Source organism: Paraclostridium dentum (assembly GCF_012922555.1).
Classification (GTDB): Bacteria; Bacillota; Clostridia; order Peptostreptococcales; family Peptostreptococcaceae; genus Paraclostridium; species Paraclostridium dentum.
Window position 1 is genome coordinate 878,656 of the sequence record NZ_WIPK01000001.1, and the last position, 15,901, is coordinate 894,556.

14 protein-coding genes and 1 other annotated feature are annotated in these 15,901 nt (G+C 26.5%); of the genes, 4 read left to right on the plus strand and 10 right to left on the minus strand.

Translation table 11 applies throughout. The features are described 5' to 3' along the window. Window positions 1-101: 101 nt before the first annotated feature. Window positions 102-1,379: a ClC family H(+)/Cl(-) exchange transporter gene (locus GFJ41_RS04230; protein ID WP_170074693.1), complete on the minus strand. Its 1,278-nt coding sequence runs from the start codon at window positions 1,377-1,379 to the stop codon at window positions 102-104. Between the two features lie 173 nt (window positions 1,380-1,552). After that, window positions 1,553-1,820 (plus strand) — a binding site (T-box leader). A gap of 99 nt (window positions 1,821-1,919) precedes the next feature. Between GFJ41_RS04230 and GFJ41_RS04235 the strand changes: the two genes are divergently transcribed. From GFJ41_RS04235 to GFJ41_RS04245, 3 genes are read left to right on the plus strand one after another with little or no spacing between them, the layout of a single operon-like run. Further along, window positions 1,920-2,711: an amino acid ABC transporter substrate-binding protein gene (locus tag GFJ41_RS04235; protein WP_170074694.1), complete on the plus strand. Its 792-nt coding sequence runs from the start codon at window positions 1,920-1,922 to the stop codon at window positions 2,709-2,711. Window positions 2,712-2,720: 9 nt separating this feature from the next. After that, window positions 2,721-3,332: an amino acid ABC transporter permease gene (locus GFJ41_RS04240; RefSeq protein ID WP_170074695.1), complete on the plus strand. Its 612-nt coding sequence runs from the start codon at window positions 2,721-2,723 to the stop codon at window positions 3,330-3,332. 10 nt (window positions 3,333-3,342) lie between these two features. Continuing rightward, a complete protein-coding gene (locus GFJ41_RS04245; protein WP_170074696.1) occupies window positions 3,343-3,990 on the plus strand; it encodes an amino acid ABC transporter ATP-binding protein in 648 nt (215 codons plus the stop codon). A gap of 266 nt (window positions 3,991-4,256) precedes the next feature. Here the strand turns inward: GFJ41_RS04245 and GFJ41_RS18955 are convergent, their stop codons facing one another. The 7 genes from GFJ41_RS18955 to GFJ41_RS04280 form a co-directional block, all read right to left on the minus strand. Next, window positions 4,257-5,582 (minus strand): sensor histidine kinase, encoded by a 1,326-nt coding sequence (locus tag GFJ41_RS18955; protein ID WP_152333251.1) that lies wholly within the window; start codon window positions 5,580-5,582, stop codon window positions 4,257-4,259. Between the two features lie 184 nt (window positions 5,583-5,766). Continuing rightward, a complete protein-coding gene (locus tag GFJ41_RS04255; RefSeq protein WP_035116056.1) occupies window positions 5,767-6,963 on the minus strand; it encodes a NupC/NupG family nucleoside CNT transporter in 1,197 nt (398 codons plus the stop codon). Between the two features lie 233 nt (window positions 6,964-7,196). Then, window positions 7,197-7,523, minus strand: coding sequence for a NifB/NifX family molybdenum-iron cluster-binding protein (locus GFJ41_RS04260; protein ID WP_170074697.1), 327 nt, complete (start codon window positions 7,521-7,523; stop codon window positions 7,197-7,199). A gap of 139 nt (window positions 7,524-7,662) precedes the next feature. After that, window positions 7,663-8,367: a YczE/YyaS/YitT family protein gene (locus GFJ41_RS04265; RefSeq protein ID WP_170074698.1), complete on the minus strand. Its 705-nt coding sequence runs from the start codon at window positions 8,365-8,367 to the stop codon at window positions 7,663-7,665. 23 nt (window positions 8,368-8,390) lie between these two features. Next, a complete protein-coding gene (ymfI, locus tag GFJ41_RS04270; protein WP_170074699.1) occupies window positions 8,391-9,131 on the minus strand; it encodes an elongation factor P 5-aminopentanone reductase in 741 nt (246 codons plus the stop codon). A 136-nt stretch (window positions 9,132-9,267) separates the two neighbouring features. Further along, window positions 9,268-9,984, minus strand: a complete 717-nt coding sequence (locus GFJ41_RS04275; protein WP_170074700.1) for an SDR family NAD(P)-dependent oxidoreductase — start codon at window positions 9,982-9,984, stop codon at window positions 9,268-9,270. Between the two features lie 52 nt (window positions 9,985-10,036). Next, window positions 10,037-10,756 (minus strand): SDR family oxidoreductase, encoded by a 720-nt coding sequence (locus GFJ41_RS04280; RefSeq protein ID WP_035116044.1) that lies wholly within the window; start codon window positions 10,754-10,756, stop codon window positions 10,037-10,039. A 140-nt stretch (window positions 10,757-10,896) separates the two neighbouring features. Between GFJ41_RS04280 and GFJ41_RS04285 the strand changes: the two genes are divergently transcribed. Next, complete coding sequence (locus GFJ41_RS04285; protein WP_035116041.1) at window positions 10,897-11,244, plus strand: winged helix-turn-helix transcriptional regulator; 348 nt, start codon at window positions 10,897-10,899, stop codon at window positions 11,242-11,244. Between the two features lie 22 nt (window positions 11,245-11,266). On the opposite strand, the gene GFJ41_RS04290 is transcribed toward GFJ41_RS04285, so the two are convergent. Further along, window positions 11,267-12,244, minus strand: coding sequence for an HD domain-containing protein (locus GFJ41_RS04290; RefSeq protein ID WP_170074701.1), 978 nt, complete (start codon window positions 12,242-12,244; stop codon window positions 11,267-11,269). 80 nt (window positions 12,245-12,324) lie between these two features. After that, window positions 12,325-15,894 carry an AAA family ATPase gene (locus tag GFJ41_RS04295; protein ID WP_170074702.1) on the minus strand — a complete coding sequence of 1,190 codons (3,570 nt, stop codon included), beginning with the start codon at window positions 15,892-15,894 and terminating at the stop codon, window positions 12,325-12,327. Between the last annotated feature and the right edge of the window lie 7 nt (window positions 15,895-15,901).

Here is a 15,901-nt window from a genome sequence, read left to right on the forward strand (position 1 = left end):
ATCCTATAATATATTCTTAGTTTTGTCTATATGATAGTTGTTTATATCAAATCTTTTAAAATAAATAAAAAGTGATAATAGATTTATTCTATTATCACTTTTTATTTATTTTGAATTTTTATTTTATTCTCAAGTAAAGAATCATAAATAGGGGGGCAATTTAATAAATTTGCAACCATATAAGCAACTCCACAAACAACTATGCTAGGCCCTAATTGAGTAAATGCTCCACTCATTTCAAATACTAGTATTAGTCCAGTAATCGGAGCTCGTACAACTGAAGCAAACATTCCTGACATTGATAGTATTATTATATTATTTATTAAATTCGTATCTATACCTACTAGGAATAAACTTGTTTTTGCAAATATAATTCCAACTAAACTGCCTAAAGTTAATATAGGAAACAATATTCCCCCAGGCGTATTAGGAGCAAAACTTATAAGTGAAAATATGTATTTAGAGGCTAAAAGAATTATAGCCATTTTTATAGTTGCTCCGCTAGAAAATAAATTGTTTATAAGGTCATCTCCTCCACCTAGCACTTGTGGTAAATATATACCAAATAAAATTGCAAACATAAATGAAATTATCATTTTATATCTTGTTTTACAGTTTATATTAGAAAAAATATCTATAGTTTTAAGTAATCCTTTATTGTATATAACTCCACAAACGCCAATTACAACACCTAAAATAACTAAAAGTATATAATATTTAGACGGAATAGATATAAGCTTATTTATTTTTAAAGTATGTTGTTCTCCAAAAAATAGCCAAGTTACTAAATCTGAACTTACACATGCTGCTATAGATGTTACAAATATCATCGGAGAAAAGCTTTTATGTACTTCCTCTAAAACAAACATAACTCCTGCAAATGGAGCATTAAAAGCGGCTGCAAGACCTGCTCCTGCTCCACTTGAATATAAATAATTGCTTTCTAATTTATCTAATTTTAACTTAGATGATATCCCATGTGCAAAGCTTGCAGCAAGTTGAATCGATGGTCCTTCTATTCCTAATGATAAGCCAGCACCCATAGCTAATACTCCATTTATAAACTTGCTTTTTAAAATTTTAAAAGAATGTATTATATTTAATTTTCCTTTTAAACAACCTTCAATTTGTGGAATACCACTGCCTGATATCATAGGCTCCTTCTCTACTGAATACCCTACTACATACCCGATAATAGCAAACACTAGTATTCCTAAAATTGTATATATAAAATGTTCTGACATTAGATGGTATGCTCTCAAACTTATCTTTTGAGCGTAGCTTGTACAAAGTCTATACATAGATACTACAAATCCACCACAACCTCCTATTACTATACTTTTTAGGATAATTTTCAAATTATCTTTAGCATTTTCCATTGTATCACCTCAAAATAATATTACCCTTCATTTGAGTATATCTAACTATAAAATTAAATTTGAATTTTATAGTTCTAATATGTATTAAATTTTAAAAATAATAAAAATATAAAAAATATATTGACATATAAAAAAAATAGCTTTATTATTTAAATCAATAACAAAATCTAATTTTAAATGCTATGAAAAGAAATAGTAAAAGTAATTATCTTTAACAGAGAGCTACCGTTTGGTGAGAGGTGCAATTGATTTTACTTTGAACACATCTTTGAGCTGAACACCGAAAGGATATTCTCTTAGTAGGCTGATTCCGGATTCCCTGCACCCGTTATAGTGCTAGAGTATAAGCAAATATTGTTTGCCGTACTCAAAGAGGTTAGTATCGCGAGATATTAATAAAATAGAGGTGGAACCACGTGAGATTTAACTCCCGTCCTCTAGCATTAGCTAGAGGATGGGAGTTTTTTAGTTTATTTCATTATGCGCGCAGAGAAATATACTCAAATATAATTTTAAACTTACTATTTAAGGAGATATTACATGAAAAATATGATTAAAGTTTCAAGTTTATTCTTGTTAGTGTTTTTAGCTATTTTATCATTAACAGGATGTTATAATTCTAATAAAAATGCACAAAAGCATAATGAAAATACTGTTATCGTAGGGTACGACAATACGTTTGTACCTATGGGTTTTTTAAATGATAAAGGAGTTCCGTCAGGTTTTGATATAGATTTAGCAAAAGAAGTTTTTTCTAGACTCAATATGAAAGTTAAATTTCAAAATATAGATTGGTCGATGAAGGATGTAGAATTAAATTCAGGAAATATTGATGTTTTATGGAATGGTTATACATTAACTGATGAAAGACGTAAAAAAGTTGATTATTCTAATCCTTATTTAAATAATAATCAAGTTATTGTTACAGTGAAAAACTCATCTATTAAGAACATAGACGATTTAAAAAATAAAATAGTTGCAACTCAACAAGGAAGTTCAGGACTTGATATGCTTGAGAAAGATGCTAAATTAGTCAATACCTTTAACAACAAGGCTCCTATCCTTTACGATACTTTTGATAATGCTTTTAGAGATTTAGAATCTAATCGAATTGACGCAGTTGTAGTTGATGAAGTCTTAGCAAAATATTATATAGCTAAGTCTAAAAATAAAAACTTCAAAATTTCAAATGATATTTTAGGCAAAGAAGTTTTTGTAGTTGGTTTTAAAAAAGGCAATATAAAGCTTCGTGATAAAGTAAACAATGCTTTATATGAAGTAAAACAAGATAAAACATTCGATAAAATTTATAATAAATGGTTTAACCAATAGGAGGGTCTTATGTTAGAAGGTTTAAAGTTGGTTTTAATAATATTTTTATTTACGCTTATAATTTCAATACCACTAGGAGTACTAATTTCATTTTGCAGACTATCTAGTTTAAAATATCTAAATTTTTTAGCTAAAACTTACTTGTTAGTTTTTCGAGGAACTCCTCTACTACTACAATTAATTTTTATATTTTATGGGTTACCTCTTATAGGCATTGTATTTGATAGATTTACAGTTGCAATGCTTGCTTTTTCATTAAACTACAGTGCATACTTTGCAGAAATTTTTAGAGGAGGAATGCAGTCAATAGATAAAGGTCAGTATGAAGCTTGTCTAATGTTAGGACTTGATAAAAAGCTCACTTTTATAAAAATAATTCTTCCTCAGGTTTTTAAAACTATTTTATCTCCAATATTAAACGAAGTTATCACCTTAATAAAAGATACTTCCCTTGTATATATTTTAGGGTTGAATGATATTTTAAGAATAGCTCAAATAAATTCAAATAGAACTTTAAGTTTAATTCCCCTTCTAGAGGTTGGAGCTTTGTACTTGATATTAATATTTATTTTAAGTAACATATTCAAAACTTTAGAACAAAAACTTTCATATTATAATTAGGAGACATAAAATGATAATAGTAAATAATTTAAATAAATCCTTTGATAGTACTACGGTTTTGCAAAATACATCTTTAAGCATAGATCCAGGCGAAATATGTGTTTTACTTGGAAAATCCGGTAGCGGTAAAACTACTTTACTTAGATGTATATGTGGACTTGAAAGCTTTGATAGTGGAAAAATAATTATAAATGGGAATATTGTTAATAGTTATAAAGATATATTGAATTTAAAAGGCGAGATTGGTATGGTATTTCAAAATTTCAACTTATTTCCTCATATGTCTGTTTGTGAAAATATAACTTTATCTCCAGTAAATATTTTAAAACAAAATAAATTTGATGCAGTTGAAAATGCACTGTCTTTATTAAAGAAATTAAAATTAGAAGATAAGTATAATGCTTACCCTTTTGAACTTTCTGGGGGGCAAAAACAAAGAGTTGCTATAGCTCGTGCATTAGCTTTAAATCCTAAAGTATTGTGTTTAGATGAACCTACATCTGCCTTAGACTCATATAATATAGACATTTTAAAAGAAATACTTTTCATCTTAAAAGAAAACAAAACATCTATATTAATAGTTACTCACGATAAAAATTTTGCAAAATCAGTTGGAGATAAAATTATTACTATGGAAAATGGATGTATAAAAATTTAATTTTTACAATTAAAAGGATATTATGATTTTTAGTCTAATATATCTAATATAATAGTTAATTAGATTTAATAGTATAAGTTAAATTTAAATGTAGGGGGCTATTTCATGGCAGTTTTTACTTTGTTTTTATTTTTATTCTTTTTATTTTATATGTATTGTTTAAAAAACGAAAAACTAATACTTCAATATGAAACTTTGGATTCTAATTATTAATTTTAAAAAAATAAAAGACTATATAATAGATTTTCTATTATATAGTCTTTTATTTAGTTTGTATTAGTTATATGTTTTGCAAATGGTAATTTAATGTTAAATTCAGTTTCCATATTATCACTTTCTACATCTATAGAGCATTTATAACCTTCTAATAACTTTTTAATTGAATATAGTCCATATCCTCTATTTTCGCCTTTTGATGAATATGCCATTTCAAATATTTTTTTAGTATCTTTTATTTTTGAACCATTATTCTTAATGCAAATATTATAATAACTTTCTTCTTCGTAAATATCTACATGAACGTATTTGTAATCTTTTTCAGAAAATTTTAGTTCATCAATTGCATTATCTATTATATTTAAGAGTATAGAACTTATTTCTGAATCTGTTAATTCTATATTTTCTAGTATACTATCAATACACGCAGTCAAATCTATATTATATTTAGATGCTCTTAATTTTTTCGTATTTAATATAGCATCTATGCAGTGATTGCCCGTTACAAAATCGACAGATACATTACTATCATAATCTGCCATACTTAAAATATATCTTCTTGCATCTTCAATTTTACCACTTGTAACTTGCATAAGAATTATTTGCAAATGATTCATATAATCATGTCTTTGAATTCTCAGCGCATCTACACTATCTTCCATTTGTTTTAAGTTTTTTTCCATTAAACTTTTTTCTAGTTCATTTAGAGCTTTTCTTTTATCATAATTTATTACCATAAAAATTAAGACAATCAGTATTAATATTAATGATAGCACTACAAAAATCCTTGCTATAATTTCTGCATCGTAGTGCATTCCACTTACACTGTATAAAAGTAAAATTAAAATTCCAATTATAGCCATTATTAATACGCTTACATATAAAAGTACTTGTTGCGCGTATTTATTTTTTTGCGATATGCTTTTTAAATCCATAGTTTGCTTAAAATATTTATATTTTATTAACTTCATAAAAATAGCCATAAATAAAATAGCCATATAACAGGCTAATATCCTTAATATTGAATTATTCAATATAAAATCAAGATTTATTCCCATAACATTTATAAGAGTAATTGTTATTACTTCTGATGTCATTCTTATTCCTAATACTATAGCGGTTATAATAAATGATTGAGCTATATTTAGATTACTAAAAAACTTTACAATTATAGCTGAAGCAACAAATAGTAAAACATTACTAACTCCTAAAGGAACTATTTTATCCAAAAAATACCAAATAAAAACATATAAAAATGACATATATACTATATCTTTCCGTTTAATATCTTTAATTGCTATTCCAATAGAATAAAACATAACTACAGCTTCTGGGATACCCATTAAAATTATATTTGAAATACTTATATTAATCACCCCTTGCACAAGCCTCTATTTATCATCATTTTTTTACATTTATCTACATTTTCATATTAACATATCTATAATATTTTTACTACAATTTAAATATAAGTTTATAACTTTATTTTCTATGTTTTCTTATACATTAACTTTTTTCAAAAAATAAAAAAAGATTTGAGTTAACTCAAATCTTTTTTTATTAGAATAATAATATTAAACCAACTATCATAGCTGATAAAGTACTAACTAAGAAACCACCTATCATACCTTTTAATGCTATGTTAGATATTTCTGTTCTTCTTTCAGGACAAAATACTGATATTCCTGATATACAAATACCTATACTTGATATATTTGCGAAACCTGCTAAAGATATTGATATAACTAGAGCAGTTCTAGGATCAAGTGTATTGATTATTTGTCCTAAGTCCCCAAATGCTATGAATTCATTTAATACCATTTTACTTCCTAGTAATTGTCCAGCTGTTAATACATGTGAAGGATCAAGTCCCATTAATAATGCAAGTGGAGCAAATACATATGATAATATTTGTTGTAAAGATAATCCTACTATACCTAAGCCACCATTAACTAAAGCAACTAATCCTGTTATAGCTATTAATGCTGCTCCTATACCAAACGCCATTTGCATACCATTAGTAGCTCCTTCTGATATAGCTGACATTATGTTTGTATGTGCACCTTTTCTATCCATTTCTACCTTTTCAACAACTTCTTCATGTTGAGTTTCAGGTATTAATAGCTTAGAAACTATTATACTACTTATTGGAACTAATGCTCCTGCTATAAGTAAGTATTCCATAGGTATTCCCATTCCTACATATCCCATTAAAACAGTAGCTGACATACTTCCCATACCAGATACTAAAACTAACATAAGTTCACTTGTAGTCATTAAGTGTAAGTATTTACTTACAAGTATTGGAGATTCTGTTTGACCTAAGAACATATTAGCAACTGCAACGAAACTTTCTACCGCACTTGTTCCTAATACCTTTTGTATTGCACCACCAATTACTTTAACTATAAAGTTTATAATTCCTAAGTAATAAAGAGCTCCAACTAATGCTCCTATAAATACTATGTTACCAAGAACTGATATTGCAAATATGAATCCACTTTTTCCATCAGCTAATGGTCCAAATACGAAAGTTAAACCTTCCATTCCATAACCTAATACATTAGTTACAAAGTCAGAAACTACTTGTACAACAGTTCTACCTATAGGGAATTTTACTAGGAAAAAGGCAAGTACAAATTGTATTAGTAAAGCCTTTCCTATCAATTTCTTGTTTACCGACGATTTGTCAGAAGATGCTAGGTAAAGTCCAGCTAATAACACTATGATTCCTAAAATGTTTAAAATTATTGACATAGCTTTCTCCTTTTTCTTTAGTTTTCTCAATAATATATTATACACTATTTTCGACATTTTTCTACCACTTTTTGATTATTTTTACAATTTAATTTATTTATGTGGTTTAATTAGTCATTTATACTACTTATTCTCTGCATTTTTGAGGTTTTTATTTATACTTTATGTAAAAATGGGATATCATAAATATCCCATTTTAACTTTTAAGCTTCCAGCTTATTTTAACTATATTCTCAATGTTTTTTTTGATCTATTACTAATCTATTTGCTGAAAATAAATTTATATTAGAAAAAGCATCAACGCTAACATTTGGCTTGTATATAATTATATCTCTACAAGCTATATATTTATGATGGTGTATAACACTTACATTAGAAATTAATCGGCTTATATTATTATCTAGTAAATAATCTACTATTCTACCTAAATTCATTTCAGATGTATTTTTAACGTAAAAATTTTTAGTATTTGTATCAAAAATCAATATATTTGGAGTATTATTTATATCATTACATACTTGAAAACTTTTTTCATCTTTTATTGGTATACATATTTTCAATGTAATTCCTCCTTATTTTTAATTCTTTGCTATAATATATGAAGATTTTTTATCAAAGGTGTTATTTTTTCTACAAATTACTTTAATTTTCACACATTAAAATACAAATAAAAAAAGAAAGCATAGCTTTCTTTTTTTATTAATGTGAATTTTCATCTACATTTGTCTGATTTATACATTCTTTGTAAGAGTCATTAAAAAGTCTATACTTTATACACTTAATATCATCTAGTATATATCTATGTTTGATACTATTTGTGTCAAACTTACAAATTTTAAATGAATATTCTATAAATAATCCAAATACTAAGGTAGTTATTACTGTCCCTATCCCAACACTTCCCCCTAGTATAAATCCAAATATAAGAGCAAACATTTCTATACATGTTTTGATTGTTTTAACTGGTCTTTTTGTTTTTTTATGAAGAGCTACCATTAACCCATCTCTTGGTCCACTTCCATAACCAGCTCCTATATAAATTACACAACCAATTCCTATAATAAACATCCCTATAAATAACATTATAAATCCAATAACTATATTTGTTGATGTAGGGATTATATTATTTATCATAAAAAAGTCCATAAATATTCCAATTAAAAACATATTTAAAATTGTTCCGATACCTAAATTTTCACCTAAAAACATATCTACTATAACAACTATTATTCCAAGTAGCATACTTGCCTGCCCCATAGTAATTCCTAAATTTTTTGATAATCCATGATGAAATGCATCCCAAGGTGATAATCCTAAATTGGCCTGTATAGTTAAAACTATTCCAATTGAACAAACAAATAAACCTATAACTAACCGTATAAAATTTTTCATTCCATGCTTCATTATATTCGCTCCTCTATTTTGATTTAAACTATAACAAAACCTCCATTAGGACTTATAATTTGTCCTGTTAAAAAATCTGAATTGCTACTTGCTAAAAATAATGCACACTGTGCTATATCATTAGGTGTACCAAGCCTCATTAAAGGGGTTTCTTCTTTTAGCATTTCAAGAGTATCATCTGATATATTGTCTAACATATCTGTTTTTATAACTCCTGGAGCAATACAATTCACTTGAATATTTGAAGGACCTAACTCTTTTGCTAGCGCCTTAGTCATTCCAATTATAGCAGCTTTACTAGTAGAGTAATGAACCTCATAAGATCCACCAACCATTCCCCATATAGATGATATATTTATTATCTTTCCACTCATTTGAGGTATCATATATTGTAAAGCTTTTTGAGTTGTGAAAAAAACACTATTTAGGTTTGTGTTTATTACCTCACTCCATTCTTCATAGCTTATGTCTGTAAATAAATTTGTTCTACTAATGCCTGCATTATTAACTAAAACGTCTATGCTTTCAAATCTTCCAATGCAATAGTTTACCATGAAATTTACTTCTTCTTTTTTTGAAACATCTGCTTTATATGTATCTACTGACAACCCTCTACTTTTTAAATCATTATATAGTTCTAAAGCTTCTTTCTCTGAATTATTATAATTTATTAAAACATTATAATCACTTTCAGCAAACAAAGTAGCTATAGCTTTGCCTATTCCTCTAGATGCACCTGTAACTAATGCTGTTTTTTTATTCATCAACCTCTCCCTTTCACATAAAATTTCAATATTCAATCACTATTATATATGAATACCTATTATAATAAAAGAAATATAGTATAAGTATTAAAAAAACATACTAAAGCCAAAATAAAAATTTGGCTTTAGTATGTTTTTAGTCATATATCATTTTTTTAGTCATGCCACCATCAACAATTATATTACATCCGTTTATAAAATCATTTTCAAAATGTGTTAAAAATAAGCAGGTATTTACTATGTCTTTTGGTTTACCTACTCTTCCTGATGGATGAATTTTATGATCACTTTCACTTAATCCCTCATAATCCTGAGTTTCTATCCATCCAGGACTTATTGCATTAACTGTTATTGGAGTATTCGATAATGATATAGCCATTGTATTAGTTAAAGATATAAGTCCACCCTTAGATGCTCCGTAACTTTCCCATCCAGCTTCATTTTGATTGAATCTAGTAGATGCTATATTTACTATTCTTCCATAACTTTCATTTTGATTCGCTTTTATAAATTCTTGAGAACATATGAAACTTCCTCTTAAATTAACATCCATCACTTCATCAAATTCATTTAAAGTTATATCATATACAGATTTATTAAACTTACTTATAGCTCCGTTGTTTATTAATACATGAATAGTTTTATATTTTTTTACCACATCTTCAAATATATCCCTAATTCTTTTTTCATCTTTTAAATCTACCTTGTAAAAAATTATATTCTTATCATTAAAATTATATTCTTTAATATCTATCGCTATAACTAATGCATTTAACTTTGCATACTCTGTGGCAATAGCTTTTCCGATACCATTACTTGCCCCTGTAACTGCTACAACTTTATTAGTATACATTGTATTATACTCCCTCCCCACTTTTAACAGTTTACATAATTTAATTATTTTATTAATCTTCTTGTTTAGTCTTTGCTATAACAATTTCTCTTATACATACATCTTGAGGCTGGTTATAAGCAAATTCTACACAACTTGCTATTTTTTCTGGATTAAGACCTACTTCTATAGTTTTTTTCCATTCATTGTAATTATCTTTTATATTAACATCTGTTGTATGTGATAAAAGAGGAGTTTCTACAACACCTGGAGCTATAGTTATAACCCTTACATTTGAGCTTGCAACTTCTTTTCTCATATTTTCTGTTATTGCATGTACTGCAAATTTTGTACCACAATAAACTGAGTGATTATCAAATGTCTTTCTTCCCGCTATAGAACTTATATTAATTATTGTACCTTCATTTCTAGAAACCATATCATTTAATACAATATTAGTTCCTGTAAGTATACCCTTTATATTTACATCTATCATATTGCTCCATTCTTCATAACTTTGTGTATTAGGCTCTCCAAGTAGCATTATACCTGCACAGTTAACCAAGCAATCAACTTTTCCAAATTTTTCTTCAGCTTCTTTTATAGCTTCTTTCATTTTTTCTATATTTGTTACATCCACTGATTTACATAAAGAATTAGGTAAGTTTAATTCTTCCATTTTATCAAGTCTTCTAGATAATAATAGTACCGGATGACCATTATTAGATAATTTTTTTGCTATTTCTCTTCCTATTCCTGAACTTGCTCCTGTTATTATAGCTAATTTTTTCATACATAACCTCCATATAACTATTTTTATTATGGAATAATTATATATTCTTTGATATTATATTGTAAGTACGCACATAATTGTTATATAGTGAACTAGAAGTAACTATTGTGCATTTTCAACAGATTCATTGGAGGAAATTTATGAAAAAATCTATATTAACATGTGAAATAGAAATAACATTAAATGCTATTGGTGGTAAATGGAAACCTTTAATACTTTATTATTTAATAGAAGAAGGAACTAAAAGATTTGGTGAAATTCAATCATTTATTTGTAATGTATCTCATAAAACTTTAACTAATCAACTAAGAGAATTAGAATCTAACGGATTAATATCTAGAACAGTTTATCCAGAGGTTCCTCCTAGAGTTGAATATAGTATAACAGATAAAGGTATGAGTTTATACCCAATACTTGAGGCAATGTGCGAGTGGGGAGAGAAAAACTTAACTAATAAATATGAACTTATAAACCCTCAGTGTAAATAATTATAAAGGTGTATAAACACCTTTATAATATTTCTATGTAAACACCCTTTTCCATCTTTGCTTTTGCCTTTGTATTTATAAGTTCTACACTATTATCCAGCTCTGATAACGAATATACTTTCCCTCGTATACCCACTCCAGGGTCTATAAGTCTTGTTTTCCCTTTTATAAATATATCGTACTTATCTTCATTTATCCTAAGTTTTACATTTTTGTTTAATGATTTCATTAGACTTTTTATTTTATTATTTTCAGATCTGTTAAGTATGTCTATTACCTCATTATCTGTTTTTAATATATCTTTTAAATTCAACTCATTCTCATCAATTGCAATTTTTATTGCTTTAGATAACTTATCATAAGAATACCCATTTATGGGATTCATAAAGAAATCTATAACCTCTGTATAGTATAGCTCTAAAAACCATCTAGCTGATTCTATATCGTTTGTAACAATTTCTCCATTTACTACTTGTATATTTTTTAAAAACTCATTTATTTCATTTTTATTAGTAAACCCGTATTTATACATATCCCTTAAAGTATAATCAACTCTATCCGCACATAACCTAGGTGCTTTTCTTTCTAGTATAGTCCACTGCTCTTCATTTTCTAATATCTCTTTAAAGTCATATCCATACTTATTTAATATATATGGAATTTTAGAATTTATTACAACTTCGTCAAATATAAGTTCATGATAATCTTCATCACTATTATCGAATACAAAATCTATTACATGTGAAAATGCAGTGTGTGATATATCGTGAAGCAATCCCGCTATTTGTTCTTTTAAACTTCCCCCTAATAACCTAATCAATAACATAACACCAATTGAATGTTCAAATCTATTTACATTTAATTCTTCTTTAATTAAATATGTAGCCCCTACTTGATGTATATGTTTTAATCTTTGCACTGCATCGCAATTTATAAGTTCTATCAAAACATCCTCTAATTCAAATTCTCCATATATGCAATCTACTATCTTATTTTCCATATAACCCTCCTTAATAACGTCTTATAGCTTTTTATATTATATCATATAAAAATACTAGGTTTTACCCTAGTATTTTTATTCTATATACAACTTATAAGTTTATGTTTTAATAACTTAAATTCATTTTCATCTATCACATTTAAATCTAATAGATTTTTTAATTTTAATAGTTCATCTATTTGAGATACTTCTGAGTATTTTTTAATTTCTTTATCTCTACTAGGAATTGCATCTAACTCAATTGAATTTATTTTATTTTCTTCTTCAATATTTTTTTGATTTAGATTTTTATCAATAAATTCTTTTTTTCCTTTTAATATATCTCCTTTTTCTATAGTATTTATATCCTTTGGATTTACTTTATTATCATATACTCTACAACTTTGAATCCTTACAAGAGTATCTATATAACTTTTTACCATAAAAGCATTTTTTAAAAGTATATTTTTATTATTATACAATTCGTTCATTGTATTTTTCAGCGTTTCATAACTTTCTTCATTTAAAATAAATCCTTTATTGTCCAAAGTATCTAAACATATTTCATAAAGTTCTTCTTCATTGTATCCATTAAAATCTAAATATAAAGGAAATCTGTAATTAAGTGATTGATTTTCTAATAATATTTTATCAATTCCAACTTTATTGCCTGATATAACTAGTATTATTTTACTTTTATTTTTATCTATAAACTTGATAAGCATAGATACTATTTCATTGTAATTATATTCATTAATAAGTAAATCAAACTTATCTATTAAAACTACTTTACCTATAGACTTATTTAATATATCTTCTAGATCCATCCCACTGTTTATACTAGATACTATCTCATCTTTATCTATTTCAACTATACTTTTAGCTTTTATAAGACCTTTGCTAAAATACATTTCAGATAAAATACTTAAAACTCTTTTTTTGCCTGTACCTGTATCTCCAGTAAAGATAATATTTTTATATTTATTTATTCTACTTCTCTTTCCTAGCTTCTCTCTTTTTTCTTCTATCTTCATTAGTTTATACTGACTTCTTAAAAATTCTTTAGCTTTACAATTTCCTTTTAAGTTGCATAGTTTTTCTTCTAAATCAAAAGTGTTTTCATAGTCTGACATGTTTATCTTTTCTATATCTTTAACCGTTATTAAATTCATTTCATAAACACTTATGTCTTCTTCAGCTATTCTAATACTTTGATTTCTAATCAAACTTTCAACATAATTTCTTACCATTCTACCATTGCCTGACTGTGAATCAGCCTCTTCATATATAGCCTCAAAACTTGTTTTTAAAGATGTATATGCATTTTTAGATAACTTAAATCCTTTATTCTCAATTAATTTTATAGACATTTCTAGCAACTCATTTGGATTATAATCCTTAAAAACTGTCCATATAGGAAATCTTGACTTAAGACCTATATTAACATCAAAAAAGTCTTCCATTTCTTCTTCATATCCAGCAAGTATAACAACCACGTCTTTTCCGTAATCTTCAATTAATTTAAGTAATGTTTCTATAGCCTCTCTTCCTAGTGAATCATTAGCTAATGTATAAGCTTCATCTATAAAAAGCACTCCACCTATAGCTTCTTTAAACTTCTCTTCTGTTTTTTTAGATGTTTGTCCTGGCAGTTCAGATACAAAACTAGATCTATCTGTCTCAACTAGTTGTCCTACTTTTAGAAGTCCCATACTGTTTAACATCTCTGCCACTAACCTAGCAATACTAGTTTTTCCTGTACCAGGATTTCCTGCGAACACCATATTTAAATTTTGTTCAATTTTTGTACTTACTCCTGCTGATTTTCGCTTTTCTTGAGCTACAATTAGTTTATATTGACTTCTTAATAAATTTTTAACTTCTGTTAATCCAACTATTGAGCTTAATTTTTCCTCAAGATCAAATTTAGTTTTTGCTTTAAAGTTAAAGTTATCTCTCTCTAGTAAATCTATTTGTTTAGATTTATCTGTTAAATATTTTTTAGAAGCATCCAATATAGCATTTTCAACTATATTCCTAACAAATCTTGCATTTCCTAAGTCATTTTTACCATTTATTTGATTCTTTGCAAATAAATCTATTAAATCATGTTTTACATTTTTTGCAATTCTATATCCCTTTGATTTTGCAATATTTAACGCAATTTCGTACATCTGTGTAGGAGTATAGTCTTCAAAATGAATAATGTTTGGGAATCTTGATTTAAGACCTGAGTTAAATGTTAAAAATTTGTCCATATCTTTTTCATATCCAGCTAAAATAACAACTAAATCATCTCTATTATCTTCTACTCCCTTAAGTAAAGCATCTACGATTTCTTTTCCTACTTTATCATCGTCACTTTCACATAATGAGTATGCTTCATCTATAAATAAAACTCCTCCTATAGCAGAGTTTACTATATCTATAGTTCTTTTTGATGTATCAGCTACATTTTCTGTAACAAAGTCAGCTTTACTAACTTCTCTGTATATTCCTTTTGATAAAATTCCTAGAGAATTTAAATATTCAAATGTTATTCTTGCGGCGTTAGTTTTACCAGTACCTGCATTTCCTGCAAAAATCATATTTAAAGATATATTAGATGTCTTAAGTCCTAAACGTTCTCTTATTTTTTGAACTTTATAATTGTTTTTAACATTATTTAAAAATATTTTTAAATCTTCTATACCTATTATAGAATTTAATTTATACTCAGCTTCTTCTACTGTAGGCATTGAATATTCATTCAAGTTCAATTCTTCATCATTTATTTTGCAATATATATCATTATCTTTAACATATATAAGCGCATCAGTTATAGTTTTTAATCTCTCTTCTCTTATTAAATTGGTTAATGGCTTACATAGTTTATAAGAAACATATTCACTTATTCCAAAATTTGAGTCTTTTTGATATGTTTCTTGAAGGAATCTACATATTCCAAAATATTCATCACCCTTATCATCTTCATTTATATCTAGAGTTATTTTAATATTAAATTCTTTTTCTACATTTCTAATAGTTTTTAACACTTCTCTTTTTACTACTTTATTTCGTTCATTTCTATTTAATGGTTTTGTATGTAAAGTTTTGTCTATATTCAATTTAAATTGTTCATTAAAATATTTATCTATTTCAAATTCTTCATTGTTGCTAATATATACTAAAAATTTATTATGACAAACAATTTTATCTATAGTACCTGTTTCCTTATTATCTGCTTTAACTAAAAACTTATTTTTTATAATATAATCATCATTTAAGTTTAAGCATGAATTTGGATATAAGCTTGATAATACTTTTAGAATTTCTCCGCTTGCTTTTTCTATATTTTTAAACATTACACAAGCTGAATCTGAACTTAATTTTTCATACAAATCTGTTAAAAAAGCATTATACCCTAAATTAAAATTATATGATCCTAAATCAATTTCATCTACCTGTGGATTATATAATAAGTCGGTACCTTTTAAATTTTCAAATATTCGTCTTATACTAGTTTTTTTTGCGGTTTCCTTTTCTCCAACTAAAACTAAAATACCTTTTTCATTGTTTGAAAACTTATAGTTAAAGTAGTTACATAAATCTTTAATAAATTCATTTTGTCCTATAAGTTCCTTTTCTAGGCTTTTTTGTATCTCTGTAAATTTTTCATTTATATTTATCATTTTTATC

What these genes read in the sequence shown, in the direction of transcription:
- GFJ41_RS04230 (WP_170074693.1), bottom strand. Translation starts at nt 1,379, where the DNA reads ATGGAAAATGCTAAAGATAATTTGAAAATTATCCTAAAAAGTATAGTA.
- GFJ41_RS04235 (WP_170074694.1), top strand. Translation starts at nt 1,920, where the DNA reads ATGAAAAATATGATTAAAGTTTCAAGTTTATTCTTGTTAGTGTTTTTA.
- GFJ41_RS04240 (WP_170074695.1), top strand. Translation starts at nt 2,721, where the DNA reads ATGTTAGAAGGTTTAAAGTTGGTTTTAATAATATTTTTATTTACGCTT.
- GFJ41_RS04245 (WP_170074696.1), top strand. Translation starts at nt 3,343, where the DNA reads ATGATAATAGTAAATAATTTAAATAAATCCTTTGATAGTACTACGGTT.
- GFJ41_RS04255 (WP_035116056.1), bottom strand. Translation starts at nt 6,963, where the DNA reads ATGTCAATAATTTTAAACATTTTAGGAATCATAGTGTTATTAGCTGGA.
- GFJ41_RS04265 (WP_170074698.1), bottom strand. Translation starts at nt 8,367, where the DNA reads ATGAAGCATGGAATGAAAAATTTTATACGGTTAGTTATAGGTTTATTT.
- ymfI (WP_170074699.1), bottom strand. Translation starts at nt 9,131, where the DNA reads ATGAATAAAAAAACAGCATTAGTTACAGGTGCATCTAGAGGAATAGGC.
- GFJ41_RS04275 (WP_170074700.1), bottom strand. Translation starts at nt 9,984, where the DNA reads ATGTATACTAATAAAGTTGTAGCAGTTACAGGGGCAAGTAATGGTATC.
- GFJ41_RS04280 (WP_035116044.1), bottom strand. Translation starts at nt 10,756, where the DNA reads ATGAAAAAATTAGCTATAATAACAGGAGCAAGTTCAGGAATAGGAAGA.
- GFJ41_RS04285 (WP_035116041.1), top strand. Translation starts at nt 10,897, where the DNA reads ATGAAAAAATCTATATTAACATGTGAAATAGAAATAACATTAAATGCT.
- GFJ41_RS04290 (WP_170074701.1), bottom strand. Translation starts at nt 12,244, where the DNA reads ATGGAAAATAAGATAGTAGATTGCATATATGGAGAATTTGAATTAGAG.
- GFJ41_RS04295 (WP_170074702.1), bottom strand. Translation starts at nt 15,894, where the DNA reads ATGATAAATATAAATGAAAAATTTACAGAGATACAAAAAAGCCTAGAA.